Origin of the sequence: Methylocella silvestris (assembly GCF_002891535.1) — a bacterium.
GTDB classification, from domain to species: Bacteria; Pseudomonadota; Alphaproteobacteria; order Rhizobiales; family Beijerinckiaceae; genus Methylocapsa; species Methylocapsa silvestris_A.
This window is the reverse complement of record NZ_PDZR01000001.1, coordinates 399,595-424,620: the sequence shown is the minus strand read 5'-3', so window position 1 is coordinate 424,620 and position 25,026 is coordinate 399,595. Positions and strand designations below refer to the sequence as shown.

Annotated in this window: 32 protein-coding genes; 31 read left to right on the top strand and 1 reads right to left on the bottom strand. The window is 61.9% G+C overall.

Translation table 11 applies throughout. From position 1 onward, the window contains the following. The first annotated feature begins 176 nt into the window (after positions 1–176). The 13 genes from nifB to CR492_RS01895 all read left to right on the top strand — a co-directional run bounded on the left by nifB (position 177) and on the right by CR492_RS01895 (position 7,652). Complete coding sequence (nifB, locus tag CR492_RS01955) at positions 177–1,736, top strand: nitrogenase cofactor biosynthesis protein NifB (protein WP_102842006.1); 1,560 nt, start codon at positions 177–179, stop codon at positions 1,734–1,736. 128 nt (positions 1,737–1,864) lie between these two features. Continuing rightward, positions 1,865–2,092 carry a 4Fe-4S dicluster domain-containing protein gene (locus CR492_RS01950; protein WP_102842005.1) on the top strand — a complete coding sequence of 76 codons (228 nt, stop codon included), beginning with the start codon at positions 1,865–1,867 and terminating at the stop codon, positions 2,090–2,092. Further along, a complete protein-coding gene (locus CR492_RS01945; RefSeq protein ID WP_102842004.1) occupies positions 2,089–2,445 on the top strand; it encodes a HesB/IscA family protein in 357 nt (118 codons plus the stop codon). The genes CR492_RS01950 and CR492_RS01945 overlap by 4 nt, the downstream gene beginning before the upstream one ends. A 7-nt stretch (positions 2,446–2,452) precedes the next feature. Next, positions 2,453–2,995 carry a hypothetical protein gene (locus CR492_RS01940; RefSeq protein WP_102842003.1) on the top strand — a complete coding sequence of 181 codons (543 nt, stop codon included), beginning with the start codon at positions 2,453–2,455 and terminating at the stop codon, positions 2,993–2,995. Continuing rightward, complete coding sequence (locus tag CR492_RS01935) at positions 2,985–3,836, top strand: 4Fe4S-binding leucine-rich repeat protein (protein WP_102842002.1); 852 nt, start codon at positions 2,985–2,987, stop codon at positions 3,834–3,836. The genes CR492_RS01940 and CR492_RS01935 overlap by 11 nt, the downstream gene beginning before the upstream one ends. Next, the gene (locus tag CR492_RS01930) at positions 3,833–4,138 is read left to right on the top strand and encodes a nitrogen fixation protein NifZ (RefSeq protein WP_102842001.1); all 306 of its coding nucleotides are present in this window, start codon (positions 3,833–3,835) and stop codon (positions 4,136–4,138) included. Before CR492_RS01935 ends, CR492_RS01930 begins: the two co-directional genes overlap by 4 nt. Further along, a complete protein-coding gene (locus CR492_RS01925; protein ID WP_012592593.1) occupies positions 4,135–4,374 on the top strand; it encodes a nitrogen fixation protein NifZ in 240 nt (79 codons plus the stop codon). The genes CR492_RS01930 and CR492_RS01925 overlap by 4 nt, the downstream gene beginning before the upstream one ends. Before the next feature lie 68 nt (positions 4,375–4,442). Further along, positions 4,443–4,655, top strand: coding sequence for a putative nitrogen fixation protein NifT (gene nifT / locus CR492_RS01920; RefSeq protein ID WP_041368185.1), 213 nt, complete (start codon positions 4,443–4,445; stop codon positions 4,653–4,655). 1 nt (position 4,656) lies between these two features. Further along, positions 4,657–4,926 (top strand): DUF6129 family protein, encoded by a 270-nt coding sequence (locus CR492_RS01915; protein ID WP_102842000.1) that lies wholly within the window; start codon positions 4,657–4,659, stop codon positions 4,924–4,926. Further along, positions 4,926–6,074, top strand: a complete 1,149-nt coding sequence (locus CR492_RS01910; RefSeq protein ID WP_102841999.1) for a DegT/DnrJ/EryC1/StrS family aminotransferase — start codon at positions 4,926–4,928, stop codon at positions 6,072–6,074. Before CR492_RS01915 ends, CR492_RS01910 begins: the two co-directional genes overlap by 1 nt. Before the next feature lie 34 nt (positions 6,075–6,108). Beyond that, a complete protein-coding gene (locus tag CR492_RS01905; RefSeq protein WP_102841998.1) occupies positions 6,109–6,405 on the top strand; it encodes a 2Fe-2S iron-sulfur cluster-binding protein in 297 nt (98 codons plus the stop codon). A gap of 87 nt (positions 6,406–6,492) precedes the next feature. Next, positions 6,493–6,717: a hypothetical protein gene (locus CR492_RS01900; protein WP_102841997.1), complete on the top strand. Its 225-nt coding sequence runs from the start codon at positions 6,493–6,495 to the stop codon at positions 6,715–6,717. 38 nt (positions 6,718–6,755) lie between these two features. Then, the gene (locus tag CR492_RS01895) at positions 6,756–7,652 is read left to right on the top strand and encodes an SIR2 family NAD-dependent protein deacylase (protein WP_102841996.1); all 897 of its coding nucleotides are present in this window, start codon (positions 6,756–6,758) and stop codon (positions 7,650–7,652) included. Between the two features lie 218 nt (positions 7,653–7,870). On the opposite strand, the gene CR492_RS01890 is transcribed toward CR492_RS01895, so the two are convergent. Further along, positions 7,871–8,305: a response regulator gene (locus CR492_RS01890; protein WP_102841995.1), complete on the bottom strand. Its 435-nt coding sequence runs from the start codon at positions 8,303–8,305 to the stop codon at positions 7,871–7,873. A 439-nt stretch (positions 8,306–8,744) separates the two neighbouring features. Between CR492_RS01890 and nifH the strand changes: the two genes are divergently transcribed. The 18 genes from nifH (at position 8,745) to CR492_RS01800 (ending at position 25,023) form a co-directional block, all read left to right on the top strand. Continuing rightward, positions 8,745–9,626, top strand: coding sequence for a nitrogenase iron protein (gene nifH / locus CR492_RS01885; protein ID WP_102841994.1), 882 nt, complete (start codon positions 8,745–8,747; stop codon positions 9,624–9,626). Between the two features lie 72 nt (positions 9,627–9,698). Next, positions 9,699–11,165 carry a nitrogenase molybdenum-iron protein alpha chain gene (nifD, locus tag CR492_RS01880; RefSeq protein WP_102842336.1) on the top strand — a complete coding sequence of 489 codons (1,467 nt, stop codon included), beginning with the start codon at positions 9,699–9,701 and terminating at the stop codon, positions 11,163–11,165. Between the two features lie 72 nt (positions 11,166–11,237). Beyond that, positions 11,238–12,797 (top strand): nitrogenase molybdenum-iron protein subunit beta, encoded by a 1,560-nt coding sequence (gene nifK / locus CR492_RS01875; protein ID WP_102841993.1) that lies wholly within the window; start codon positions 11,238–11,240, stop codon positions 12,795–12,797. Positions 12,798–12,964: 167 nt separating this feature from the next. After that, on the top strand, positions 12,965–14,413 hold the full coding sequence (gene nifE, locus CR492_RS01870; RefSeq protein WP_102841992.1) for a nitrogenase iron-molybdenum cofactor biosynthesis protein NifE: 1,449 nt from the start codon (positions 12,965–12,967) through the stop codon (positions 14,411–14,413). An 11-nt stretch (positions 14,414–14,424) separates the two neighbouring features. Further along, complete coding sequence (nifN, locus tag CR492_RS01865) at positions 14,425–15,819, top strand: nitrogenase iron-molybdenum cofactor biosynthesis protein NifN (protein WP_102841991.1); 1,395 nt, start codon at positions 14,425–14,427, stop codon at positions 15,817–15,819. Then, positions 15,816–16,217, top strand: a complete 402-nt coding sequence (gene nifX, locus CR492_RS01860; protein WP_102841990.1) for a nitrogen fixation protein NifX — start codon at positions 15,816–15,818, stop codon at positions 16,215–16,217. The genes nifN and nifX overlap by 4 nt, the downstream gene beginning before the upstream one ends. A gap of 1 nt (position 16,218) precedes the next feature. Continuing rightward, positions 16,219–16,686: a NifX-associated nitrogen fixation protein gene (locus CR492_RS01855; RefSeq protein ID WP_102841989.1), complete on the top strand. Its 468-nt coding sequence runs from the start codon at positions 16,219–16,221 to the stop codon at positions 16,684–16,686. Between the two features lie 73 nt (positions 16,687–16,759). After that, a complete protein-coding gene (locus CR492_RS01850; protein WP_102841988.1) occupies positions 16,760–16,960 on the top strand; it encodes a CCE_0567 family metalloprotein in 201 nt (66 codons plus the stop codon). Further along, a complete protein-coding gene (fdxB, locus tag CR492_RS01845) occupies positions 16,960–17,277 on the top strand; it encodes a ferredoxin III, nif-specific (protein WP_102841987.1) in 318 nt (105 codons plus the stop codon). Before CR492_RS01850 ends, fdxB begins: the two co-directional genes overlap by 1 nt. A 4-nt stretch (positions 17,278–17,281) precedes the next feature. Beyond that, positions 17,282–17,977, top strand: a complete 696-nt coding sequence (locus CR492_RS01840) for a nitrogen fixation protein NifQ (protein ID WP_102841986.1) — start codon at positions 17,282–17,284, stop codon at positions 17,975–17,977. A gap of 198 nt (positions 17,978–18,175) precedes the next feature. After that, on the top strand, positions 18,176–18,496 hold the full coding sequence (locus tag CR492_RS01835; protein WP_102841985.1) for a HesB/IscA family protein: 321 nt from the start codon (positions 18,176–18,178) through the stop codon (positions 18,494–18,496). Between the two features lie 26 nt (positions 18,497–18,522). After that, positions 18,523–19,530, top strand: a complete 1,008-nt coding sequence (nifU, locus tag CR492_RS01830; protein WP_102842335.1) for a Fe-S cluster assembly protein NifU — start codon at positions 18,523–18,525, stop codon at positions 19,528–19,530. Positions 19,531–19,540: 10 nt separating this feature from the next. After that, entirely contained in the window at positions 19,541–20,743 is a 1,203-nt protein-coding gene (gene nifS, locus CR492_RS01825; RefSeq protein WP_102841984.1) for a cysteine desulfurase NifS, read from the top strand. Positions 20,744–20,751: 8 nt separating this feature from the next. Then, positions 20,752–21,927 carry a homocitrate synthase/isopropylmalate synthase family protein gene (locus CR492_RS01820; protein WP_102841983.1) on the top strand — a complete coding sequence of 392 codons (1,176 nt, stop codon included), beginning with the start codon at positions 20,752–20,754 and terminating at the stop codon, positions 21,925–21,927. After that, positions 21,924–22,679, top strand: a complete 756-nt coding sequence (gene cysE / locus CR492_RS01815; RefSeq protein ID WP_102841982.1) for a serine O-acetyltransferase — start codon at positions 21,924–21,926, stop codon at positions 22,677–22,679. Before CR492_RS01820 ends, cysE begins: the two co-directional genes overlap by 4 nt. Then, complete coding sequence (gene nifW / locus CR492_RS01810) at positions 22,676–23,032, top strand: nitrogenase stabilizing/protective protein NifW (RefSeq protein ID WP_102841981.1); 357 nt, start codon at positions 22,676–22,678, stop codon at positions 23,030–23,032. Before cysE ends, nifW begins: the two co-directional genes overlap by 4 nt. A gap of 22 nt (positions 23,033–23,054) precedes the next feature. Then, positions 23,055–23,906 carry an electron transfer flavoprotein subunit beta/FixA family protein gene (locus tag CR492_RS01805; protein WP_102841980.1) on the top strand — a complete coding sequence of 284 codons (852 nt, stop codon included), beginning with the start codon at positions 23,055–23,057 and terminating at the stop codon, positions 23,904–23,906. A 10-nt stretch (positions 23,907–23,916) separates the two neighbouring features. Continuing rightward, on the top strand, positions 23,917–25,023 hold the full coding sequence (locus CR492_RS01800) for an electron transfer flavoprotein subunit alpha/FixB family protein (RefSeq protein WP_102841979.1): 1,107 nt from the start codon (positions 23,917–23,919) through the stop codon (positions 25,021–25,023). Positions 25,024–25,026: the final 3 nt, after the last annotated feature.

The window sequence follows — 25,026 nt, the reverse complement described above, 5'->3', positions numbered from 1 at the left end:
ACATCGCCACATCTAATCTAAAATCTCTCTAAATATCAGTTGCTTGCCACGTTCAACCGCGATGGCACGGTTGTTGCCGAACTGTCCTTGCACGGTGCTTTGCTCGACCAGTCAAACAGCAAAGTCGAGCCGCGATCCGAGAGTTCTGGCGCAGAGCCTACCCGCGAGGAACTGATATGGAAGAAGCCTATCAAAACATTGAACATGACGCCGGCGAACCCGACGCCCTCGACGATCTCATGCAGAAGATCGCCGAACACAAGGGATGTGAAACGACCGGCAGCAGCGGCAAATCAAGCTGCGGCACGGGAGCCGGAGCCAATGACCTTGCTCCCGAAATCTGGGAAAAAGTCAAGAACCACCCCTGCTACAGCGAAGAAGCTCACCATCACTACGCGCGCATGCACGTCGCCGTCGCGCCGGCCTGCAACATTCAATGCAACTATTGCAACCGCAAATATGATTGCGCCAATGAATCGCGCCCCGGCGTCGTCAGCGAGAAGCTGACGCCGGAACAGGCCGCCAAAAAGGTGCTCGCCGTCGCCTCGACCATCCCGCAGATGACCGTGCTCGGCGTCGCAGGCCCCGGCGATCCGCTCGCCAATCCGGAAAAGACGTTCAAAACCTTCGAACTGATTTCCCGGACTGCGCCCGACATCAAGCTCTGCCTGTCGACCAACGGCCTCGCACTGCCTGATCACGTCGACACCATCGCCAAATTCAACGTCGACCATGTGACCATCACGATCAACATGGTCGATCCGGAAATCGGCGCGAAGATCTATCCGTGGATTTTCTGGAAACACAAGCGCATCACCGGCTATGAGGCGGCCAAGATCCTGACCGACCGCCAATTGCAGGGCCTCGAAATGCTGACGGAGCGCGGCATCCTCTGCAAGGTCAACTCGGTGATGATCCCCGGCGTGAACGACAAGCATCTCGTCGAAGTCAACCGTGCGGTCAAATCGCGCGGCGCTTTCCTGCACAACATCATGCCGCTGATCTCCGCTCCGGAGCATGGCACGGTGTTCGGCCTTACCGGCCAGCGCGGTCCCTCGGCGCAGGAGCTGAAGGCGCTGCAGGACAGCTGCGAAGGCGAAATGAACATGATGCGGCATTGCCGCCAGTGCCGCGCCGACGCCGTCGGACTGCTTGGCGAAGATCGCAGCGCCGAGTTCACCACCGACAAGATCATGGAAATGGAAGTCAACTACGATCTTGAATCGCGCAAGGCCTACCAGAACAAGGTCGAGGAAGAGCGCATCGCCAAGGTCGAAGCCAAGAATGCCGAGCTCGAAACCCTGGCCGGCGCGTCAAGCGACATCGAGATCCTGATCGCCGTCGCGACCAAGGGCAGCGGGCGCGTCAACGAGCACTTTGGCCACGCCAAGGAATTCCAGATCTACGAACTCAGCACCAAGGGCGCGAAATTCGTCGGCCACCGCCGCGTCGATCTTTATTGCCAGGGCGGCTACGGCGAGGAAGACGCGCTCGAGACGGTCATTCGCGCCATCAATGATTGCGCGGCTGTGTTCGTCGCCAAGATCGGCGGCTGCCCGAAAGATTCGCTGCGCGCGGCCGGCATCGATCCGGTCGATCAATACGCCTTCGAATTCATCGAGCAATCGGCGATCGCCTACTTCAAGGACTATCTCGCCAAGGTGAATAGCGGCGAAGTCGCACATGTTGTCCGCGGCGACGCCGACATCCGCCAAGGCGCTTTCGTCCCGGTCTGACCGGGACGTGCATCTTCCGCGGACGTCGCCGACTTCCGCGCCAGGACGATGCGTCCCATCAAAAGCGACTGAGCGTTTTCACACCCGAAAACGCTCAGTCATAAAATTCGTCAGGAAAGGAGTGAGCCATGACCTACAAAATCGTCGCCTCCCAATGCACGTCATGTTCGGCGTGCGAAGCCGAATGCCCCAATGTCGCGATCACCGAGAAAGGCGGCACCTTCGTCATCAACCCGAAGAAATGCACCGAGTGCATTGGCTATTTTGATATTCCGCAATGCGTCGCGGTCTGCCCGGTGGACAATACCTGCGTGATCGACAACGCGCTGCCGCGCTACCAAGGGAACGCGGCATGAACATCACCCTGACCCCCGCCGCTCATAAATTCGTGCGCCGCCTCGTCATGTTCGACGGGGGGCCAGGCAGCGGCCTCCGGCTGCAAGTGACGCCGGGCGGTTGCTCCGGTCTCAGCGCTGAATTCAGCGTGCAGCCGGCGCCAGTCGGCAATGAGCAGGTCTTCACCCAGGACGGCGTCAGCCTGTTCCTTGGCGCCGAAGCCCGGCTCCTGCTCGATGGCGTGACGATCAATTTCGTCGATACGCCAGCGAAGACGGGCTTTGACTTCATCGATCCGAAAAAGGCGTCTTGCGGCTGCAGCAGCAGCGCGCCAGCGGCTTTGGAAGAAGCAACCCTCACGTCGGTGAAATAGGGCCAGAATGTTCGCGAGCGACGACATAGACGCAAAGGCGCCCGCCGCGCTCGAGATCGACGCCATCGCGGCGTCGATTCTCGGCGAGGGGCTCCCGGCCGTCGCGGAGCGCCGCCTCCGCGAAGCGGCGGCGTCTTATCATCTCGACGACGTCGCCGAGACGCTGTTGCTCGAAGCGCTCGAAGCGGCGCCGCATCATCCCGCGGTGCTGATCGGACTCTACCGTTTCTATTTCTACAAGGGACGCCTCGCCGACGCGATCAGCGTCGCCCGGGCCTGTCTCGACAAGGCGCTGAGCGAGCTTGGCCTTGCCGGCGACTGGCGCGCCGTCCAGCCGGGCGACGCCGATTTCGGCTCCTATTCCGCGGTATTGCCGCGTTTCTTTACCTTCACGCTGAAGGGCTACGCCTATTTGCACATGCGGACCGGCGCGATCGAAGAGGGACGCGCCGCCGTAACCAAGCTCCTCGCGCTGGATCCGTCCGACAAGATCAACGCAGGGCTGCTGCTCGACATCGCCGACAGGATGGGAGCGGAAGATGAAGACTGACATCGACGAAGCCGTCGACTGGCGCGGCGAGGCGGTCATTTGCGCAGATTGCGCCCATGTCGAATTGTTGAATTCCCGCTGCCAGCCGCTGAAGGCCTGCGTGCACGACCGCTATGCGCGGCGCATCGATCGCTTTTTCGACTGGAACCCCACCCTCGCCAACGGCTATCTTGAGCACCCTTATTTCGAGGTTCGCGCCTGCGGCGCCAAAGCGGCCGATGTGTTCCATCTGCCGCGTTTGCTCGACGATCCCGAGGAAGCCGTCCGCTGGAGCGCCGCGCGCCGCCTGCCGAACCGCTATCTTTTGCGGCTGCGCAACGATCCGCACCGCGAGGTGCGCATCCGCGTCGCACAACGCCTCGAAGGCGCCGATCTGATGACAATGATCGCCGACCCGGACTATTACGTGCGCCAGACGGTTGCGCGAAAAATTCCGGCTGATCTGCTCGTCCTGATGATCGGCGACGCCGATGTCGAGGTTCGGCGCGTCGTCGCCGTGCGCATCGGCGTCGAGCATCTTTCGCGCCTTGCCGCCGACCCCGAAGCCGGCGTCCGGCTTGAGACGGCGCGCCGGCTCGAACCCGCAAGTCTCACAAAACTGGCGGGTGATCCTGACTGGCGGGTCCGCTACGAAATCGTGCTGCGCGCGGACATCGAGATCGTGCGCGGGCTCGCCGAGGATGAAGATCCGCTGGTGCGCGCCGCCGCGCAAGACCGGATTTCGGCCGGCCGTCGTGACGGCGATACGCCCGCCGAGCGCGTCGACTTTTCCGTTCCTGCGGCGCCGAGCAGCGCCTCGCCCGAGGCGCTCGAGCGCCCAACCGCTGAGGATTTGAGATGACAAACATCAGTCGTGACAGCGAAGTCGTCGAGCTCAATCAGCCGCCGCTTTACAATTACGGTCAGAAAGTGCGGGCGAAAAAAACCGTCCGCAACGACGGCACCTTCATGGGCAAGGAGATCGGCGAGGTGCTCTGCAAGAAGGGCGACGAAGGCTATGTCGTCAGCATCGGCACTTTTCTGCAGCAATTCTACATCTACGGCGTCGAATTCGTCGCTACAGGCTACCGCGTCGGGATGAAGCGCAAGGAGCTCGATCCCGTCGAAACCATCGCCACAACCGCCAACGGAACTTCATCATGAGCGCTTCTTCGCCGGGAAAATTCGAGTGGGGACAGCGGGTCCGCGCCACAGCGGATCTGTTCAACGACGGCTCCTATCCCGAGCAGCCCGAGAACGCCCTGCTGGTCCGCGCCGGCGACGCCGGGGAAATCGTCCAGGTCGGCTCGCATGTCGAAACTGAAACGCCCGTCTATCTCGTCGAATTCGGCGAGCATCGGGTGGTCGGCTGTCTTGAAGACGAGATCACGCCGCTCTAGTTGCCTGGCGGACCGGCGGCGTCGCCGTCGGCCGCCCTTTTTACGAACACAACCCATAAAGGCGCCCCGTGAAAATCATGATCCGCAGGAGCTCGGAAGGCATCCTCTCCGCCTATGTGCCGAAGAAGGACCTCGAAGAGCCCATCGTCGAGATGGAAAAGCCGGACATGTGGGGCGGCACGATCACGCTGCAGAATGGCTGGCTGTTGGCTCTGCCGGAAATGGGTCCCGAAACGACGCTTCCCATCACGGTGGAAGCGCGGCGATTGAGCGGCGATTAAGATGACGCTTGACGAACAAAGCCTTGGCGCGATCAGCGCTTTTCTGGCGACGGCGGAGCTTGATCCGGCGGCGCTGGCCGAATTGCGGCGCCGCTTTCCCGGCCTCCCGCTCAGCCGCTGCGACGCCTCGGATGTCGCAGATGAGACGCCTTACCGATCGTTCGAGCGCTGCAATCTCTATCTGCTCGACGGTCGCGATCATTGCGTCAAGCTGACGACCGATCCGAGCTGCGCGACCGGACTGGTGCTCGCGTCGAAAGGAGCGAGGTGATGGATACGACCTGGCTGACCCTGTCCGACCCCGACATGTCGGAGATCGAAGCCGCGGCCGCGCGCGACGTGCTGGTCTCGGCCAGGATGTCGTCCGGGCCGGTCACCGAGGAATTCGAGGAGGCGTTTGCGCAATATCTCGGGCGCAAGCACGCCATTGCCGTCTCGAGCGGCATCGTCGGTCTTTATCTCACGCTGCAAGCCTACGGCGTCGGGCCCGGCGATGAAATTGTCGCCCCGTCGCATTCCTTCCGCGAGACCGTCCACGCCATCACGCTGACTGGCGCGCGGCCGGTATTCGCCGACGTTGATTACTGGACCGGAGCCTTGGCGCCCGACAAGGCCGCGGCCTGTCTCACAGAGCGCACGCGCATGATTGTCGCGGGCAATCCCGCCGGGCACCCGGCGCCATGGGCGCCGCTGCGCGAACTCGCGACAGGCGCGGGCGTCGCCTTGATCGAGGATTCCACCGAGGCGATCGGCTCGGTCTACAAGGGCGCGCGGGTCGGCTCCTTCGGCGATTGTTCGGTCTTTGATTTTTCTCAGCCCGGCGCGCTGATCTGCGGCGAAGGCGGCATGGTCGTCACCGACGACGACGATCGCGCCCTGGCGATCCGGCGGCTGCGCTCGCGCAAGCTCGAAGAGCGCACCTCGGTCGTGATCGGCGCCGTCGCGCCGCTGCAGGCGTCCCTGAGCGACCTCGCTTCGGCAGTTGGCCTTGCGCAATTGCGCCGCCTCGACGTGCTGCTGGCGCGACGCAAGACCATTGAGGCCTATTATTGCGACTATTTCCGGTCGTTCGAGGGAATCAAGGATCCCTACATCGCGCCGGAAGTGGATGAGATTCACTGGTTTCTTTTCGTCGTCCACCTCGGCACCCGCTTTTCGCGGTCAAGCCGGGATTCGATTATCGACGATCTGAAGACCGAGAAGATCGAATCGGCCGCCTATTCTCAGCCGCTTCATCTGCAGCGCCGCTATTTCGAAATGGGTTATCGCCGCGGCGATTTCTTCGTCACCGAGAAAGTCGCGGACCGGGCGGTCGCGCTGCCGTTCCACGCTCACCTCACCGAAGAGCAGATCGCATTCATTGTCGGCACGATGAAAGATGCATCCATCAACAACGGCGCCGGCGCAGCGATCTATTGACGCGCTCCGGGCCACTCACCAACAGGAGAAGACAATGCCGCTTTTAACAATTCAGCCTTCCGGAAAGACGATCGAGGCCGCCGAAGGCACGTCACTGCTCGACGCCCTTCTCGCCGCCGGCGAAAAGATCGTCTCGAAATGCGGCGGCAACGCGAAATGCGGCCAATGCCACGTCTTCGTTCAGGAAGGCCGCAAGACCATTTCGAAGATGACCCGCGCCGAGAACGAAATGCTCGACACCATCATCGGCGTCGGCTCGAAGTCGCGCCTCGCCTGCCAGGCGATGTTCGGGACAGAGCCGGTCACCGTCGAGGTGTTGAGCTTCGTCTGAAAGCGGACAAAGCGCAGTTCCCCTGATCTGGTCGGGCGCGTTGCAGATGCGACAACGCCCGATTGCATTCAACGAAAGGCCGAGACAATGAGCGAAGAGAAAAAAGTCATCCTTCACGTCCGCTTCTATCCCGATGGCAGCGTCAGCGAAATCCAGGATCGCCCGGCGGGCCTTGCGCCGCAGGAATGGTTCAACCGCCTGACCAACATCAACAAGACCGGCGAGAGCTTTGAAGCGCTTTCCGGCGGCCGCGGCGTCTTCCGCTATCCCGCGGCAGAAATCGAAGCGCTGAAGGCCGCCGCCCTTCAATAGGCCGACGTCGCCAGCGACCCTCCGCAGGAGAAGACAATATGATTGACCAAATTCTCGCGGCAATGAATCGCGGAGAGGTTGTTCCCTATCTCGGACCGGGCGTGCTCGCCCTCGCCGGCGAGGCCGCCCCTCCGCATTCGCCCGAAACGCTGGTGACCCAATTGACCGCGGCGGCGACGGTGCCGCACAAGATTCGTAACAATCTGACGGCGGCAGCGCAGTTCATCGAAAATTTCAAGCACCGCAAGACAGTCGCGCAGACGATGACGAAGGCGTTCACCAATGCGACGCCTCCGACGACGCTGCATACGTGGCTTGCCACCCGGGCAAAGGCGCCGATCATCGTCAATGCCTGGTATGATGATCTGCTGCAAAAGGCCTTCGCCGGGCGCGCCGACTGGGGCATGGCGCAAGGCGTTAGCCAGGCGGAGCATTTTGGCGAATGGGTGCATTATTTCCGCGCCGACGGCTCGCAGGTCCCGGGCGTCTCGCGCATCCAGGATGGTTCGGGCGCAAAAGCGCCGGCCGACGCGCCGGATGAAACGCTGAAATGGACGACGCTGATCTATCAACCGATCGGCTCAGTCTCGCCCGCAGCGAACTACATCATCTCGGATTCCGATTATGTCGAGGTTCTGACAGAAATCGACATCCAGACGCCCATCCCCGAGGCGGTGCAGTCCATCCGCCGCGGCAAAAGCTTCCTTTTTGTCGGCTGCCGCTTCTCGAGCCAGATCGAGCGCAGTTTCGCGCGGCAGATCATGAAGCGCTCCTCCGATCGTCACTGGGCCGTGATGCCAGGACCGCTCACGCGCAACGAAGAACGCTTCATGCGCGAACAGAACATCGAATGGATCGACCAGCCGCTCGACGCTTTTGTCGCAAAACTGACCGACGGCGCCGCGAGCCGCCCGCAAATGGCCTCGATCGCTTGACGCGAACAGTTCCCGGAAGGCGACGCCTTCCGGGAACGCATGCTTTGATGGGGATCGTTGTTTCGAACCGGATAGAGCAAAAGCCGATCTAACTGAACCAGCTTTTGCCCTAACCCATTGTTTCGGCGTATCCGCCTGGTCAAAAAGCCGTCGTCTTTTCGGGCGGATGCGCTAGCGCTTACCGCCTCCCATTCCCTGTGACCAGAGCTGCGATGGCCTCAGGACGTCTTCAGAACGCTGAGCGGCAGGGCGAAACCGGCGCGTCGTCCGAGCAGAACGTCGACCCTTTCGCGCACCGCCTCGAGCTTTAGCGGCTTCGCGAGCAGACTATGCGCGCCGGCGGCAAGACATTGCTTGCCGAATTCATCGCCGGCCGACTCGACGATCACCAGGATCTTGGCGCCCGGGATCTTCTGCTTGATATCCGACAAAACGCCGACGCCCTCGCTGCGCACGATCGACGACGCAAGCAGGAGCAGATCCGGCTTCCCATCCGGCAATTTCTCGAACGCCCGCTGCACCGATCCGACTTCATGCGTCTCGTTCTCGTCATGGAGCATGAACTGCAGGGCGGCGCGGATGATTTCGTCGTCGTCGACGACGAAAATGCGTTTGTTCTCGACAGCTCGCGACGTCTCTACGCCGATCTGCATGATATTGTCTCCTTGCGTTGAGCTCCTTTGCGGATAGCAATTTACGTACCGGCTACCGCCGCGCCTCGGTTGTGCGCTTTGCGCCACCGGCGGCGGCGGACCTACCGCGCGGGCCAAAAAAAAACGTTCCAAATGTGCCGCTTAGCGCTGTTCGATTCTGCCGAATGCCGACAGCAATGTCTGATTTGAGACACGGCCGCCACGGCCGGCCGTTGAACTGTTTTTTCCTTTAATAACATTGGCTTACATGCCAGCATCGGCTCTGGCACGGTGCTTGCGGAATAGGGCCTGCGTGGGGCGGGTTGTCGCCGTTAAGGCACTTCTCGGGAAAGCGCAACCTCGGCGCCTGCGCCCGGCGCCGCACGGCTTAGTCAACATTCCAATTAGTCAGCCGACGTTAGGGGCGCCGAGGCAAATTAACGGGATCAAGGAGCAAGCAATGTCAGATCTGCGGCAAATCGCATTCTACGGCAAGGGAGGCATCGGCAAGTCGACGACCTCCCAGAACACCCTCGCGGCTCTCGCCGCCATGGATCAGAAAATTCTCATCGTCGGCTGCGACCCCAAGGCCGACTCGACCCGCCTCATCCTCCACTCCAAGGCGCAGGACACCATCCTGAGCCTCGCGGCTGAAGCTGGCAGCGTCGAGGACCTCGAGCTCGAAGACGTCATGAAAGTCGGCTTCCGCGACATCCGTTGCGTCGAGTCGGGCGGCCCGGAGCCGGGAGTTGGCTGCGCCGGCCGCGGCGTCATCACCTCGATCAACTTCCTCGAGGAAAACGGCGCTTACGAAGGCGTCGACTATGTTTCCTATGACGTTCTCGGCGACGTGGTCTGCGGCGGCTTCGCGATGCCGATCCGTGAGAACAAGGCGCAGGAAATCTACATCGTCATGTCCGGCGAGATGATGGCGATGTACGCCGCCAACAACATCTCCAAGGGCATTCTGAAATACGCCAATTCCGGCGGCGTGCGCCTCGGCGGTCTCGTCTGCAACGAGCGTCAGACGGACAAGGAATATGAGCTGGCGGAAGCGCTCGCTGAAAAGCTTGGCACCAAGCTGATCTATTTCGTCCCGCGCGACAATATCGTCCAGCACGCCGAACTGCGCCGCATGACGGTCATCGAATACGCGCCCGACTGCGCGCAGGCCGAGCATTACCGCACGCTGGCGACGAAGATCCACGCGAACAAGGGCAATGGCGTTATCCCGACCCCGATCACGATGGACGAACTCGAAGACCTGCTGATGGCTCACGGCATCATGAAGGCCGTCGACGAATCGCAGGTCGGCAAGACCGCGTCTGAACTGACGGCGTAATCACCGGCCGGACGCCGGTTCCGCATGGAGCCGGCGTCCTCCTCCGATCAACCGATTTTGAAAGGTGCGACCATGAGCCTGGCGCCTGCTGAATCCATCGAAGACATCAAAGCCCGGAACAAAGCCCTCATCAAAGAGGTGCTCGAAGTCTACCCGGAGAAAACAGCCAAGCGACGCGCCAAGCATCTCGGCACGTTCGAAGAGGGCAAGCCTGATTGCGGCGTCAAGTCGAACATCAAGTCGATCCCCGGCGTCATGACGATCCGCGGCTGCGCTTATGCCGGCTCGAAGGGCGTCGTGTGGGGTCCGATCAAGGACATGATCCACATCAGCCACGGCCCCGTCGGCTGCGGTCAGTATTCCTGGGCCTCGCGCCGCAACTATTACATCGGCACCACTGGCGTCGACACCTTCGGCACGATGCAGTTCACCTCCGATTTCCAGGAGAAGGACATCGTGTTCGGCGGCGACAAGAAGCTCGCCAAGATCATGGACGAGATTCAAGTCCTATTCCCCCTGAACAAGGGCATCACCGTCCAGTCCGAGTGCCCGATCGGCCTCATCGGCGACGACATCGAGGCGGTCTCCAAGGCCAAGTCGAAGGAATATGAAGGCAAGACGATCGTTCCCGTCCGCTGCGAAGGCTTCCGCGGCGTGTCGCAGTCGCTTGGCCACCATATCGCCAACGACGCCGTTCGCGACTGGGTGTTCGACAAGCAGGAGGGCAAGCCCGCCCGCTTCGAGCAGACCGACTATGACGTCGCGATCATCGGCGACTACAACATCGGCGGCGACGCCTGGTCCTCCCGCATCCTGCTCGAGGAAATGGGCCTTCGCGTGATTGCGCAATGGTCCGGCGACGGCACCATCGCCGAGCTCGAGGCGACGCCGAAGGCGAAGCTGAACGTGCTCCACTGCTACCGTTCGATGAACTACATCTCGCGCCACATGGAAGAGAAATACGGTATACCGTGGGTCGAGTATAACTTCTTCGGACCGACCAAGATCGAGGAATCGCTGCGCAAGATCGCCAGCCATTTCGACGACAAGATCAAGGAAGGCGCCGAGCGCGTCATCGCCAAATATCGCGCGCTGACCGACGCCGTCATCGCCAAATACCGGCCGCGCCTCGAAGGCAAGACCGTTATGCTGTTCGTCGGCGGCCTGCGTCCGCGCCACGTGATCGGCGCTTACGAGGATCTCGGAATGGAGATCGTCGGGACCGGCTACGAGTTCGGCCACAACGACGATTATCAGCGCACCACCCACTATGTGAAGGACGGAACGCTGATCTATGACGACGTGACCGGCTACGAGTTCGAGAAATTCGTCGAAAAGATTCAGCCCGATCTCGTCGGCTCCGGCATCAAGGAAAAATACGTCTTCCAGAAAATGGGCGTGCCTTTCCGCCAGATGCACTCGTGGGACTACTCGGGCCCCTATCACGGCTACGATGGCTTCGCGATCTTCGCGCGCGACATGGACATGGCGATCAACTCGCCGGTCTGGAAGCTGGCCAAGACCCCCTGGGCGGCCTGATCGGCTTCATTAATAACGCACTCTCCTTCGGGAGAGTGCGCCTCCCGGCTTCGGAACTAAAAGGGTTTAACTATGCCACAGAATCCTGACAATGTTCTCGACCATTTCAACCTGTTCCGGCAGCCGGAATATAAGGAAATGTTCGAAAACAAGAAAAAGAACTTCGAAAATCCCGTCGCTGACGAAGAACTCGAACGCGTTCGCGAATGGACCAAGACCGAAGAATATCGCGAGCAGAATTTCGCCCGCGAAGCGCTGACCGTCAATCCGGCGAAAGCCTGCCAGCCGCTTGGCGCCGTGTTCGCCGCCGTCGGCTTCCAGGAGACAATCCCGTTCGTGCATGGCTCGCAGGGCTGCGTCGCCTATTATCGCAGCCACTTCTCGCGTCATTTCAAGGAGCCGACCTCTTGCGTCTCCTCCTCGATGACGGAAGACGCGGCGGTGTTCGGCGGCCTCAACAACATGATCGACGGCCTCGCCAACACCTACAACATGTACAAGCCGAAGATGATCTCGGTGTCGACGACCTGCATGGCGGAAGTCATCGGCGACGACCTCAACGCCTTCATCAAGACGGCCAAGGAAAAGGGCTCGGTCCCGCAAGAATATGACGTCCCGTTCGCTCACACTCCTGCGTTCGTCGGCAGCCACATCACCGGCTACGACAATGTGATGAAGGGCGTCGTTGAGCATTTCTGGGACGGCAAGGCCGGCACCGCGCCGAAGCTCGAGCGTGTTCCGAACGAGAAGATCAATTTCTTCGGCGGTTTTGACGGCTATACGGTCGGCAATCTGCGCGAGATCAAGCGGATCTTCAACTCGATGAATGTCGAGTACACGATCATGGGCGACAACAGCGATGTGTGGGATACGCCGACCGACGGCGAGTTCCGCATGTATGACGGCGGCACGACGCTCGAGGACGCCGCCGACGCCGTCCACGCCAAAGCGACGATTTCGATGCAGGAATATTGCACCGAAAAGACCCTGAAGTTCATCGAAACCAAGGGTCACGAAGTCGTGGCGTTCAACCATCCGCTCGGCGTCAAGGGCACCGACGAGTTCCTGATGGCGATCTCCCGCATCACCGGCAAGCCGATCTCGGCCGAGTTGACCCGCGAGCGCGGACGCCTTGTCGACGCCATCGCCGATTCGAGCGCCCATATCCACGGCAAGAAATTCGCCATCTACGGCGATCCCGATCTCTGCATCGGCCTCGCCTCTTTCCTTCTCGAGCTTGGCGCCGAGCCGACCCATGTTCTGTCGAGCAATGGCGGCAAGGCCTGGGAAGCCAAGATGCAGGGAATTCTTGACGCCTCGCCGTTCGGCAAGGGCTGCCACGCTTACGGCGGCCGCGATCTGTGGCACATGCGCTCGCTGCTGTTCACCGAGCCGGTCGACTTCCTCATCGGCAACACCTACGGCAAATATCTCGATCGCGATACGGGCACCCCGCTGATCCGCATCGGCTTCCCGATCTTCGACCGCCACCATTATCATCGCTATCCCGTGTGGGGTTATCAGGGCGCGATGAACGTCCTTGTGTGGATCCTCGACAAGATCTTCGACGAGATCGACCGCAACACCAACGTCGTCGCGAAGTCTGACTACAGCTTCGACATCATCCGCTAACAGCGCCGGCGCCTTTCGGGGCGCCGTCCGGAATCGCCGCGCCGCGCCTTGACCGCGGTTGCGGCGGACCGCGGTCAAACGAAAATACGCATGCAACTTGTCTGATCGACTGGCGCAACCCGGGGGCCACCCAAAGAACGCCATGGCTCGTAGTCGAAGAGGTAGGCATGACCAGTCTTGCAAATAAGATCCAGGACGTTTTCAACGAGCCGGGCTGCGACAAAAATCAGGGTAAATCCGACAAGGAGCGCAAGAAAGGCTGCACCAAGCAATTGCAGCCGGGAGCCGCCGCCGGCGGCTGCGCCTTTGACGGCGCCAAGATCGCTCTGCAGCCGATCACCGACGTCGCCCACCTCGTTCACGGCCCGATTGCCTGCGAGGGCAATTCATGGGACAACCGAGGCGCCAAATCTTCCGGATCTCAACTTTATCGCACGGGCTTTACGACCGACATCAACGAGACCGACGTCATCTTCGGCGGCGAGAAGCGCCTGTTCAAAGCGATCAAGGAAATTATCGACAAATATGATCCGCCGGCCGTGTTCGTCTATCAGACCTGCGTGCCCGCGATGATCGGCGACGATATCGGCGCCGTTTGCAAGGCTGCCGCCGCCAAATTCAACAAGCCTGTCATTCCCGTCATTTCGCCGGGTTTCGTCGGCCCGAAAAATCTCGGCAACAAGCTCGCTGGCGAGGCCATCCTCGATCATGTGATCGGCACGATGGAGCCCGAGTACACGACGCCCTACGACGTCAACATCATCGGCGAATATAATCTGTCCGGCGAATTGTGGCAGGTGAAGCCGCTGTTCGACGAGCTCGGGATTCGCATTCTTTCCTGCATCTCGGGCGACGCCAAATACAAGGAAGTCGCCTGGTCGCATCGCGCCAAGGCCTCGATGATGGTCTGCTCCAAGGCGATGATCAACGTCGCCCGCAAGATGGAGGAGCGTTACGACATTCCCTTCTTCGAGGGCTCCTTCTACGGCATCGAGGACACGAGCGACTCGCTGCGTGAGATCGCCCGGCTGCTGATCGAAAAAGGCGCCCCGGCCGAGCTCATGGAGCGCACGGAGGCGGTCATCGCCCGCGAGGAGGCGCTCGCCTGGAAGAGCATCGAACCCTATCGCGCGCGTCTCGCCGGCAAGCGCGTGCTGCTCATCACAGGGGGCGTCAAATCCTGGTCGGTCGTCGCTGCGCTGCAGGAAGCCGGATGCGAAATCGTCGGCACCAGCGTCAAGAAGTCGACCAAAGAGGACAAGGAAAAGATCAAGGAGCTGATGGGCCAGGACGCTCACATGATCGACGACATGACGCCGCGCGAAATGTACAAGATGCTGAAGGACGCGCGGGCCGACATCATGCTTTCCGGCGGCCGTTCGCAGTTCATCTCGCTGAAGGCGAAAATGCCCTGGCTCGATATCAACCAGGAGCGCCACCACGCCTATATGGGGTATGTCGGCATGGCCGAACTCGTCAAGGAGATTGACAAGGCGCTCTACAATCCCGTGTGGGAGCAGGCGCGCCGCGCGGCTCCGTGGGAGACAAAGCCTTCGGAAATGTTTTCCGAGCCCGAGCCGGAACTTGCCGCGCCGACGGCGCTCGCAGCGGAATAAGGGCGAACGCCATGGCGACAGTCCAGAAACCCAAAAAGGCCTGCACGGTCAATCCGCTCAAGATGAGCCAGCCGATGGGCGGCGCCATGGCGATGATGGGCGTGCAGAACTGTATGCCGATGCTGCACGGCTCGCAGGGCTGCACATCTTTCGGCCTCGTCCTGCTGGTCCGGCATTTTCGTGAAGCCATTCCGCTGCAGACAACGGCGATGAGCGAAGTCGCGACCGTCCTTGGCGGCCTCGACAATGTCGAACAGGCGGTGCTGAATATCGTCAAGCGCGCCAAGCCCTCGATCATCGGCATCTGCTCCACCGGCGTCACCGAAACCAAGGGCGACGACGTCGAGGGCTTTATCCGGCTCATCCGCGACAGGCATCCCGAGCTCTCCGGAGTCGAGATGGTCTATGTCTCGACCCCCGATTTCAAGGACGCCTTTCAGGACGGCTGGGGTAAGACTGTCGCCAAGCTCATTCAGGATCTGACGCCAGAGCGAGCCAAGGGCGCGCCGCGCGACATGAGCCGCCTCAATATCCTCGTCGGCTGCCATCTGACGCCGGGCGATATTGACGAACTGCGCGGCATCGTCGAGGATTTCGGCCTGACGCCGGTGTTTTTGCCCGATCTTTCGGGCTCGCTCGACGGGCATATTCCCGACGATTTCACGCCGACGACCCTCGGCGGCACATCGCTGTCCGAAATCGCGACGCTCGGCGAGGCGGGCGTGACGCTCGTCATTGGCGAACAGATGCGGGCCGCCGCGGAGACGCTCGAGAGCAAGACCGGGACGCCCTTCGTACTGTTTGACCGGCTGACCGGCCTCGCCCCGAACGACGATCTCATCTCCTTTCTCGCCAAGACGAGCGGCCGTGAGGTTCCGGCGAAATATCGCAAGCAGCGCGGCCAACTCGTCGACGCGATGCTCGACGGACATTTCTTCTTTGGCGGCAAGCGCATCGCGATCGGCGCCGAGCCGGACCTCTTGTGGAATATGGCCGGCTGGCTGACCGATCTTGGCGCCGTGATTGCGACGGCTGTGACCACGACGGAATCGCCGCTGCTCGCAAAGCTGCCGGTCGAGACCGTGCTGATCGGCGACCTCGAGGATCTCGAGGAACGCGCGAAGGACTGCGACCTGCTCATCACCCATTCGCATGGAAGGCAGGCGGCCGAGCGGCTTCACATTCCCTTCTTCCGTGCTGGGGTGCCGATGTTCGACCGTCTCGGAGCCGGCCACGAGACCTCGATTGGCTATCGCGCGTCGCGAAATCTGATTTTCGAAATCGGCAATCTCTTCATCGTGAATGCGCATGAACCGGATCCCGACAGCTGGCGGACAGATCACGGCGCGGCCGCGCATACGAGGCCAGAGACGTCAAGCGAACCTGCACGAATGGAGGCGTTATGAAAGTTGCATTTGCAACCCAGGATCTGAAGCGGGTCGACGCCCACTTCGGCTGGGCCAAGAACATCATGGTCTATGAATTGACGCCTGAGAGCGCCGCCCTGGTCGAGACCTTTGAATTCCAGGGCGATCTGCAGGAAGACGGCAATGAGGACAAGCTCGGGCCGAAACTCGATGCGATCAAGGATTGCGCGATCCTCTACGTCGCCGCCATCGGCGGCTCGGGCGCGGCGCGTGTGGTCGCGGCGAATATTCATCCGATGAAGGTCAATCAGCCGGAGGAAATCGACGATCTCCTCGAAAAGCTTAGGGCCGTGCTGAACGGCGTGCCCCCGCCATGGCTGCGCAAGGTCATGATGAAGGGCCAGGAACGCAAAATCGAGTTCGAGGAAGAGGTGTAAGATGGTTGAGACCGTAGACGTCGCGGAAGTTCCCGCGATCGACTCTCCGTTCGTCAAGGAGTTGATCAAGCAGTGGCGCGCGCAGGACACGCATGGAAGCTGGGACAACAAGAGTGATCTTGATCTCATTGCGCCCTACATCGTCGACAAGGAGGCGCGCAAGCAGCTTCCGATTATTGGCGATCCCGATCCGGAGATCCTGTGGCGGGTTGAGCTTTTCTTCAACGCCGTCGGTCTCGCCATCGAGCGTGCGACCGGCTGCATGGTCTCGCCGATGATGAAAATGAGTCATGAAGGCTTCGGCCGCCAGGTGCTCATGGCCGGACGCCTCATCGTCGTCAACAAGCAGCTGCGCGACGTGCACCGCTTCGGCTTCCTTACTCTCGAAAAGCTCGCCGAGGAAGGCACGAAATATGTGCAGCAGGGCGTCGAGATGATCGAAAAATTCCCGGAAGTAGCGAAATACTGAACCGGACTTTTCGCAACAGCGCCTTCGGGGGCGAGCGCCCCCGGAGCCCGCGCTCAACCCTCAGGAGGACGATTTGAGCTCCATCGATGAACTCAAGGCCGAGATCAAGAAGCTCTCGTCCAAGGCGACCAACATGAAATTGGCCCTGCACGATCTCTCCGAAGATCTGCCGGTCAACTGGATGACGATCAACGACGTCGCCCAGCAGACTTATGCCGCTTACAAGGCCCTCGAAGACGCCCGCGCGCGGCTCAAGGCTCTGGAGGATGCGTGATGGGTGAACATAAGACCCGTGGCGGCGCCACATGGACGCCGCAATATCTGACCGAGATCGATCCCGTCACCTGCATCGGCTGCGGCCGCTGCTTCAAGGTGTGTCCGCAAAACGTCATGACCCTCTATGGCGTCAATGATGAGGGCGAGATTCTTGGCGCCGTGACGCAGGACGACGACGATGATTTCGACGGCGACCTCAACCGCAAAATCATGGCGGTGGAGCATCCCGATTCCTGCATTGGCTGCAACGCTTGCTCCAAGGTCTGTCCGAAAAATTGCCAGACGCATGTGAGCGCCGACACGTTGTCGGCCTAGCGTCATGATAACCGATCCGGGCCACGGATTGTCGCCGGCGCCCCGCCTGAACGCGGTCGGGCGCGGCGAACCGGCGCCGGATCCCACCGCTCTTTACAACGCCCTGCGCGCCGCCCCGGCGGCGGCCGCGTTGGCCGATCCCTTTACCGCTCATGTCCTGACCTGCATTCTCGCGGTCGGTCTTCACGAGGCGACGCGGGACGGCTCCTCGCTCTGCCGCGCCGTCGGACTTGATCGCGATCAACTCGCGCAGCTGTTGCGGGACTGGCTGCCCGCAGGCCTTGCGCAAATCGACCTTGCCGCCGAGCCTTTGACAGCCGCCTTCGATGATGAAGAAGAACAGCTGCTGCAGCTGCTGCAAAGCCATCAGGCGGATCAATCCGCGCCGGCGCGCTGGTTGACCGCAATGGTCGTGCGCCGCTCCATGTCTGACAATCATCTTTGGCAGGATCTCGGTCTCATCGAACGGGCCGAGCTTACGCGGCTCATGGACGAGCGCTTTCCGCATCTTGCCGGCCGCAACGTCGCCAACATGAAATGGAAGAAGTTTTTCTATCGATCGCTCTGCGAGATGGAAGGCTTCACGCTCTGCACGGCGCCAAGCTGCCGCGAATGCTCCGATTTCGACAATTGTTTCGGCGAGGAGACCGGCGAAAGCGCCCTTGCCCGCATCAGACGCGACGCGACGCGGACGGTCTGAAGCTTTTCCCGCGTCTTGGGCAATGCCCCGCCCGGCCTTTTTTAGAACCATTGCGATTTGTCGTTTTCCGGACATTTGATGGAATTCAGACACGCGGTCGGCCACGACGCAATTCTTTATATTTCAATATCTTACCCGATGGCACGGCTATTGCGAAACAGGGTCTGAGGCAGGTCCAGAAATTTAAGGAATTTCACCATGATCCAGCTAACGGACGGCGCAGTGGACGCGGTGCGCCAGGCGATCGAAGGAGCCGGCGCTCAGGTCGAGGGGCTCCGCATCATGGTTGAGGCCGGGGGATGCGCGGGGCTCAAATATATGATGGGCCTCGTCAGCGACATCAACCCGAGCGACATCCTCGTCGAACGCGACGGCGTCAAGGTCTATGTCGATGAGGCGAGCCTGCCGCATCTCTACGGCACCACCGTCGATTTTGTGTCGGGCCTCGAAGGCGCTGGGTTCACATTCAACAATCCGACGGCCACAAACAGCTGCTCCTGCGGCAAATCCTTCAGCTGATGACCGAAAGCGCCGGGGCTCCCGCCATGTTGGACTACAGCGACAAAATCAAGGATCATTTCTTCAATCCGAAGAATGCCGGTCCTCTCGCCGAAGCCAATGCTGTCGGGGAGGCCGGGACGCTCTCCTGCGGCGACGCCTTGAAGCTGATGCTGAAAGTCGATCCGCTGACCGAGGTCATTCTCGACGCCCGCTTTCAGACATTCGGCTGCGGCTCGGCGATCGCCTCCTCCTCGGCGCTGACAGAACTCATCATCGGCAAGACGATCGTTGAAGCCTCCGGCCTCACCACCCAGCAGATCGCCGCGTCCCTCGGCGGCTTGCCGCCGGAAAAAATGCATTGCGCGGTCCTCGGCCATGACGCGCTGCAGGGAGCGATCGCCAATTTCCGCGGCGAGGCCTGGACGGCCAGCGATGAGCCCGGCGCCCTGATCTGCAAATGCTCCGGCGTCAGTGAAGGCTCGCTGAAGCACGCCATCAGGATGAACAGGCTGACGAGCGTCGACCAGCTCACCGCCTTCACAAAGGCCGGGGCCGGGTGCTTCACCTGCTACGACAAGCTTGAGGCCGTCCTCGCACAAACCAACGCGGAGCTGGTCGCCGAAGGATTGATCGCCAGGGAGGCCGCCTTTTCGCTGCAAACCCGCGCGCCAAAACCGGCGCCGGCCACAGTCGCTGCGACGCCGGAGACGCCGGCGCAGCCGGTCGCGCGCCCCAGAATCCAGATTTCGCCGCTCGCGCCCTCCGCGCCTGCAGGCGAACCGGCGATGACGAATTTGCGCAAGATTAAGCTGATCGAAGAGACGATCGAGGAGCTGCGCCCGTTCCTGCGCAAAGACGGCGGCGATTGCGAATTGATCGACGTCGACGGCTCGAACGTCCTCGTCAAAATGTCGGGCGCCTGCGTACTTTGCAAGCTCGCCAGCGCGACAATTTCCGGCATTCAGGAAAAACTGGTCGAAAAGCTCGGCGTCCCGCTCCGCGTCATCCCGGTCGGCAAGACCCCTTTCGGCAAAGCCGCCAGCGGACATTGAGGAGGCGCAGATGAAGCCGATCTATCTCGACAACAACGCCACGACCCGGGTCGATCCCGCCGTCCTCGAGTCGATGCTGCCCTTTTTTACCGAGCAGTTCGGCAACGCCTCGTCGACGCATTCCTTCGGCGAGACCGTCGCCGGCGCGATCAAGACTGCGCGCAAGCAGTTGCAGGAGCTCCTCGGAGCTGCCCATGATCACGAGATCATCTACACCTCGGGTGGCACCGAAAGCAACACGACCGCGGTCATGGCCGCGCTCGAAGCCATGCCGGGCCGCGATGAAATCATTACGAGCGCCGTCGAGCACCCTTCCGTGCTGCAGCTTTGCGAGCATCTGGAGAAGACCGGGCGCGCCAAAATTCATGTCATCGGCGTCGATTCCTACGGCCGGCTCGATCTTGACGCCTACCGCTCCGCTCTCTCGGACAGAGTCGCCCTGGTCTCCATTATGTGGGCGAACAATGAGACGGGCACGATCGTCCCCGTCGACGCGCTCGCCGATCTCGCCAAGGCGGCCGGCGCCCTGTTTCACACCGACGCCGTACAGGCCATCGGCAAGCTTCCAGTCGCGCTGAAAGATACGGCGATCGACATGCTGTCGCTGTCCGGCCACAAGCTGCACGCGCCGAAGGGAATCGGCGCCCTTTATGTAAAGCGCGGCGTTCGGTTCAAACCGCTCATCCGTGGCGGCCATCAGGAGCGCGGACGGCGCGCCGGGACGGAGAACGTTCCCGCCATCGTCGGCCTCGGCAAGGCAGCCGAACTCGCCATCCAGAATTTCCCCGACGAGCTGGGACGCGTCAAGGCGTTGCGCGACCGACTCGAGAAGGCGATTTTAAGCAGCGTGGCGAATTGCGCCGTCAACGGCGACCCGCACGACCGGCTGCCCAACACCTCGAATATCGCCTTCGACTATATCGAAGGCGAGGCGATCCTGCTGCATCTGACGCGGGCCGGCGTCGCCGCCTCGACGGGATCGGCCTGCACGGCGGGATCGACCGAGCCGAGCCATGTTCTGCGGGCGATGCATGTCCCCGAAGCCGCGCTGCACGGGGCGATCCGCTTCTCCCTTTCGCGCGATAACAGCGAGGCGGACGTCGATCGCGTGATCGAAGCGCTGCCGCCGATCGTCGACAAGCTCCGCGCACTGTCGCCGTTCTGGTCCGATGGAAAGTCGCCTTCCGGCGACGCCACGCCACTTTACGCATGAGGCGCCAGATGTCGGATGAGAACCCCCTGATTTCGATCAACGACACCACGCTGCGGGATGGCGAACAGGCGCCCGGCGTCGCCTTCTCCGCGCGGGTGAAACTCGCGATCGCCCGCGAGCTTGCCGCCGCCGGGGTCGACGAGATCGAGGCCGGCACGCCGGCAATGGGCGCGGATGAAATCGATTCAATCGGCGCCATCGCCGCCGCAGGCCTGCCCTGCCGCGTCGTCGCCTGGTGCCGCTTGAGCAAGGGCGACGTCGACGCCGCGCTCGCCGCCGGGGTCAGCCACGTCAATATTTCCGCGCCCATGTCGCGCGTTCAGATGACGGTAAAGCTGAACGCCGATGTCGCCGAGATCGCCTCGCGGGTGCGCCGCGTCGTGGCCTATGCGGTCGAACATGGCCTGACCGTCGCGCTTGGCGGCGAGGATTCCTCCCGCGCCGATCCGCGCGACATCGGCGAGGTAGCCCGCGCCGCCGCCGACGAAGGCGCGAGCCGGCTTCGCTTCGCCGACACGATGGGCATGCTCGACCCCTTCTCGACCTTCGAGGCGGTGCGCCGCGTGCGCGAGGAGACCGGTCTCCCGCTCGAATTTCACGGTCATGACGATCTCGGACTGGCTACCGCCAACACGCTCGCGGCGCTGCGCGCAGGAGCAAGGCACGCGAGCGTCACGGTTCTCGGCCTTGGCGAACGCGCCGGCAACGCCGCGCTCGAGGAAGTGGCGGTGGGGCTTGGCCACGCCGTCGCCGGCCGCTCCAACGTCGATCCGCTGCGGCTGCGCGCGCTGGCGCGTCTTGTCGCGCAAGCGGCGAACCGGCCGATCGGACGCGCGAAAGCGATCGTCGGACCCGACATCTTCACGCATGAATCCGGCATCCATGTCGCCGCTTTGATGAAGGATCCGCGGACCTATCAAGGCCTCGATCCGGCAATCCTCGGACGGCGCAACAAAGTGGTCATCGGCAAGCATTCCGGCCTTTCGGCGATCACCGGCCTTTGCGCCGAACTCAGCATGGATATCGATCGCGACGAAGCGGCTCAGGTGCTGCTGCTCGCCAAGCGCCGCGCGCTCGCGAACCATCGTCCGCTCGGCCGCGGCGACGTCGCCGAACTTGTCGCGCAGGTTCGCAGCGAAGCACGCCAGCCTGTGACGACTGTTCCCACGGGAGCAGCCTCATGAGCGTCGTAGCCATCGAAAGCGAAACACTCGCGCCAAAATCGCTGTGGCGCATGATCCGGGACGACGTCGCCTGCGTTCATCAGCGCGATCCGGCGGCGCGCAACACGGTCGAGATCGCGCTCCTTTATCCGGGCGTGCATGCGATCGTCCTTCACCGCATCTCGCACGGGCTGTGGACCGCAAAGCATAAGTTTCTCGCCCGCCTGCTGTCGTTCGCGGCGCGGTTCCTGACCAACGTCGACATCCATCCGGGCGCCCGCATCGGCGAGCGCTTCTTCATCGATCATGGGGCCGGCGTCGTGATCGGCGAGACGGCGATCGTCGGCGATGACGTGACGCTCTATCACGGGGTGACGCTTGGCGGTTCGTCCTGGTCGCCCGGCAAGCGCCACCCAACCCTCGAAGACGGCGTGCTGGTCGGCGCCGGCGCGAAGATCCTCGGCGACATCACGGTGGGCCGCAACGCCAGGGTCGGCGCGAATTCGGTCATCATCGAGGATGTCGCGCCGGAAGCCACCGTCGTCGGAATCCCCGGCCAGATCGTGCGCAAGGCGCGGCCGCGCTCGGGACCCGGCGGGCGCATCGATCTCGAGCATCATCTCATTCCCAATCCGGTCGCCGACGCGATGTCGATCATGATCGACCGCATCGACTTTCTCGAAACACGCCTCTCGCATTTGCAACAAAAGGTCGGCGCAGGTCGCGCCGACAAGGGGCGCCCGCATATCCAAACGGAGGATCAAACGTCATGAGCGCAATCGACCAACTTCGCTCGCTCTCGTCCGCCGAAGATTTCTTCGACACACTCGGCGTCGCCTATGACCCAACCGTTCTGCGGGTGGCGCGGCTGCACATTCTGCGCCGCATGGGCGAATATCTCTACACCAACGAGGCCGTCGGCAGCGACGACGACATCTGGCTCGCCTGCCGCGCCTTTCTGGAAAACGCCTATAATGATTTCGTCGAATCCTCGCCGATCGAACAACGTGTGTTCAAAGTGCTGAAAGACGCGGTGAAGCCGAAGGAAGAGCCGAAACCATCGTTCGTCTCGCTGAGCCCGGTTGTCGTGAGCTCGCGCGACATGGAGCGGCAGAACTCGGCCTGAACGATTTTAAGGGACATTCATCATGCATATCCTCGTCTGCATCAAGCAGGTGCCAGATAGCGCGCAGATCCGGATCAATCCGGTCACTCAGACGATCATGCGTCAGGGCGTGCCGACGATCATCAACCCATATGATCTGTTCTCGCTCGAAGAAGCTCTGCGCCTGCGCGATCAGTTTGGCGGGGAGGTGACGGTGCTCACCATGGGCCCGCCCATGGCCTCGGATTCACTGCGCAAGGCGCTCGCCATCGGCGCGGACCGGGCCGTGCTTCTGACCGACCGGTTCTTCGCGGGCTCCGACACTCTTGCAACAAGCTTCGCCCTGACGCAGGCGATCGTGAAAATCAGCGAGACATTCGGCGCGCCGGACATCGTGTTCACCGGCAAGCAGACGATTGACGGCGACACCGCCCAGGTCGGGCCGGGGATCGCCAAGCGGCTCGATCTGCTGCAGCTGACCTATGTCGCGAAGATCGTCGAATGCGATCCGGACAAAAGAGAAATCATCGTCGAGCGCCGGTCCGAAGGCGGCGTGCATGTGCTCAAGACCAAATTGCCCTGCCTCATCACCATGCTCGAAGGCTCGAACGAGGTGCGTCGCGGCGCCATGAAGGATGCGCTGCGCGCGGCCCGCGCTGAGATCGTCACCTGGAGCGCCAAGGACGCCGGCATCGCGGACATGACCAAATGCGGCCTCAAGGGGTCGCCGACGGTTGTGAAAAAGGTCTTTGCGCCGCCGCCGCGTTCCGAGCGCGCTTTCTTTGTACCGACCGCGGATGTGGCTTCGCAGGAAGCGGAGAATCTCATCACGACGCTGTTCGAGCGTCAGCCCGCCCTGGAGCAGGACCTCACCACAACCGCCGCCGGATTCTGAGGAGATCGATATGTCGGACAAGCCCGCCGCCCCCGCATCGGCTCCCAGCCGGGCCTCAATGAAGAAAGAGCTGCCCGAACATTTCCGCGGCTATAAGCACGTCTGGGTTTTGATCGAGATCGAACGGGGAACTATCCATCCGGTCTCCTTCGAGCTGCTCGGCGCGGGACGCAAGCTCGCCGACTCGCTTGGCGTCGAACTCGCCGCCGCCATTCTCGGCGCGCCGGGCGAGACCATGCGCGAGGCGGCGAAGGAAGCCTTCGCCTATGGCGCGGATCTCGCCTATCTCGTCGAGGACGAGACGCTCGCCGACTATCGCAACGAGCCCTATTCCAAGGCGATGACGCAGCTCGTCAACGCACACAAGCCCGAGATCCTGTTGCTTGGCGCGACGACGCTCGGACGCGATCTCGCCGGCTCTGTCGCGACCACCCTTTTGACCGGGCTCACGGCGGACTGCACCGAACTTGCCGTCGACGCCGACGGCTCGCTCGCCGCGACGCGGCCGACCTTCGGCGGGTCGCTGCTTTGCACGATCTACACGCTGAACTACCGGCCGCAAATGGCGACGGTGCGCCCGCGCGTGATGCCGATGCCGCCGCGCGTCGAGGGACGCGAAGGCCGCATCATTTCCTTCAAGCCCGATCTCGACGAGGACCAGATCCTCACCAAGATCCTGAAATATGTGCCCGATCGCGACAGCGCCAAATCGAATCTCGCCTATGCGGACGTGGTCGTCTCCGGCGGCCTCGGGCTGCAGAGCCTCGAGAATTTCCAGCTCGTGCGCAATCTTGCCAGCGTGCTCGGCGCTGAATTCGGCGGCTCGCGTCCGCTGGTGCAGAAGGGCTGGATCACCTCGGACCGGCAGATCGGCCAGACCGGCAAGACGATTCGCCCAAAGCTCTACATCGCGGCTGGCATCTCGGGAGCGATCCAGCATCGCGTCGGCGTCGAAGGCGCTGATTGCATTGTCGCGATCAACACCGACAAGGACGCGCCGATCTTCGATTTCGCTCACATCGGCATCGTCACCGACGCCATCCGTCTTCTGCCGGCTCTGACCGAAGCCTTCAGAAAACGTCTTTCGCCCCATAGCCGCGACCGGCTTGCAGGCTAAGCT

What these genes read in the sequence shown, in the direction of transcription:
- nifB (WP_102842006.1), top strand. Translation starts at nt 177, where the DNA reads ATGGAAGAAGCCTATCAAAACATTGAACATGACGCCGGCGAACCCGAC.
- CR492_RS01950 (WP_102842005.1), top strand. Translation starts at nt 1,865, where the DNA reads ATGACCTACAAAATCGTCGCCTCCCAATGCACGTCATGTTCGGCGTGC.
- CR492_RS01945 (WP_102842004.1), top strand. Translation starts at nt 2,089, where the DNA reads ATGAACATCACCCTGACCCCCGCCGCTCATAAATTCGTGCGCCGCCTC.
- CR492_RS01940 (WP_102842003.1), top strand. Translation starts at nt 2,453, where the DNA reads ATGTTCGCGAGCGACGACATAGACGCAAAGGCGCCCGCCGCGCTCGAG.
- CR492_RS01935 (WP_102842002.1), top strand. Translation starts at nt 2,985, where the DNA reads ATGAAGACTGACATCGACGAAGCCGTCGACTGGCGCGGCGAGGCGGTC.
- CR492_RS01930 (WP_102842001.1), top strand. Translation starts at nt 3,833, where the DNA reads ATGACAAACATCAGTCGTGACAGCGAAGTCGTCGAGCTCAATCAGCCG.
- CR492_RS01925 (WP_012592593.1), top strand. Translation starts at nt 4,135, where the DNA reads ATGAGCGCTTCTTCGCCGGGAAAATTCGAGTGGGGACAGCGGGTCCGC.
- CR492_RS01915 (WP_102842000.1), top strand. Translation starts at nt 4,657, where the DNA reads ATGACGCTTGACGAACAAAGCCTTGGCGCGATCAGCGCTTTTCTGGCG.
- CR492_RS01910 (WP_102841999.1), top strand. Translation starts at nt 4,926, where the DNA reads ATGGATACGACCTGGCTGACCCTGTCCGACCCCGACATGTCGGAGATC.
- CR492_RS01905 (WP_102841998.1), top strand. Translation starts at nt 6,109, where the DNA reads ATGCCGCTTTTAACAATTCAGCCTTCCGGAAAGACGATCGAGGCCGCC.
- CR492_RS01900 (WP_102841997.1), top strand. Translation starts at nt 6,493, where the DNA reads ATGAGCGAAGAGAAAAAAGTCATCCTTCACGTCCGCTTCTATCCCGAT.
- CR492_RS01895 (WP_102841996.1), top strand. Translation starts at nt 6,756, where the DNA reads ATGATTGACCAAATTCTCGCGGCAATGAATCGCGGAGAGGTTGTTCCC.
- CR492_RS01890 (WP_102841995.1), bottom strand. Translation starts at nt 8,305, where the DNA reads ATGCAGATCGGCGTAGAGACGTCGCGAGCTGTCGAGAACAAACGCATT.
- nifH (WP_102841994.1), top strand. Translation starts at nt 8,745, where the DNA reads ATGTCAGATCTGCGGCAAATCGCATTCTACGGCAAGGGAGGCATCGGC.
- nifD (WP_102842336.1), top strand. Translation starts at nt 9,699, where the DNA reads ATGAGCCTGGCGCCTGCTGAATCCATCGAAGACATCAAAGCCCGGAAC.
- nifK (WP_102841993.1), top strand. Translation starts at nt 11,238, where the DNA reads ATGCCACAGAATCCTGACAATGTTCTCGACCATTTCAACCTGTTCCGG.
- nifE (WP_102841992.1), top strand. Translation starts at nt 12,965, where the DNA reads ATGACCAGTCTTGCAAATAAGATCCAGGACGTTTTCAACGAGCCGGGC.
- nifN (WP_102841991.1), top strand. Translation starts at nt 14,425, where the DNA reads ATGGCGACAGTCCAGAAACCCAAAAAGGCCTGCACGGTCAATCCGCTC.
- nifX (WP_102841990.1), top strand. Translation starts at nt 15,816, where the DNA reads ATGAAAGTTGCATTTGCAACCCAGGATCTGAAGCGGGTCGACGCCCAC.
- CR492_RS01855 (WP_102841989.1), top strand. Translation starts at nt 16,219, where the DNA reads ATGGTTGAGACCGTAGACGTCGCGGAAGTTCCCGCGATCGACTCTCCG.
- fdxB (WP_102841987.1), top strand. Translation starts at nt 16,960, where the DNA reads ATGGGTGAACATAAGACCCGTGGCGGCGCCACATGGACGCCGCAATAT.
- CR492_RS01840 (WP_102841986.1), top strand. Translation starts at nt 17,282, where the DNA reads ATGATAACCGATCCGGGCCACGGATTGTCGCCGGCGCCCCGCCTGAAC.
- CR492_RS01835 (WP_102841985.1), top strand. Translation starts at nt 18,176, where the DNA reads ATGATCCAGCTAACGGACGGCGCAGTGGACGCGGTGCGCCAGGCGATC.
- nifU (WP_102842335.1), top strand. Translation starts at nt 18,523, where the DNA reads ATGTTGGACTACAGCGACAAAATCAAGGATCATTTCTTCAATCCGAAG.
- nifS (WP_102841984.1), top strand. Translation starts at nt 19,541, where the DNA reads ATGAAGCCGATCTATCTCGACAACAACGCCACGACCCGGGTCGATCCC.
- CR492_RS01820 (WP_102841983.1), top strand. Translation starts at nt 20,752, where the DNA reads ATGTCGGATGAGAACCCCCTGATTTCGATCAACGACACCACGCTGCGG.
- cysE (WP_102841982.1), top strand. Translation starts at nt 21,924, where the DNA reads ATGAGCGTCGTAGCCATCGAAAGCGAAACACTCGCGCCAAAATCGCTG.
- nifW (WP_102841981.1), top strand. Translation starts at nt 22,676, where the DNA reads ATGAGCGCAATCGACCAACTTCGCTCGCTCTCGTCCGCCGAAGATTTC.
- CR492_RS01805 (WP_102841980.1), top strand. Translation starts at nt 23,055, where the DNA reads ATGCATATCCTCGTCTGCATCAAGCAGGTGCCAGATAGCGCGCAGATC.
- CR492_RS01800 (WP_102841979.1), top strand. Translation starts at nt 23,917, where the DNA reads ATGTCGGACAAGCCCGCCGCCCCCGCATCGGCTCCCAGCCGGGCCTCA.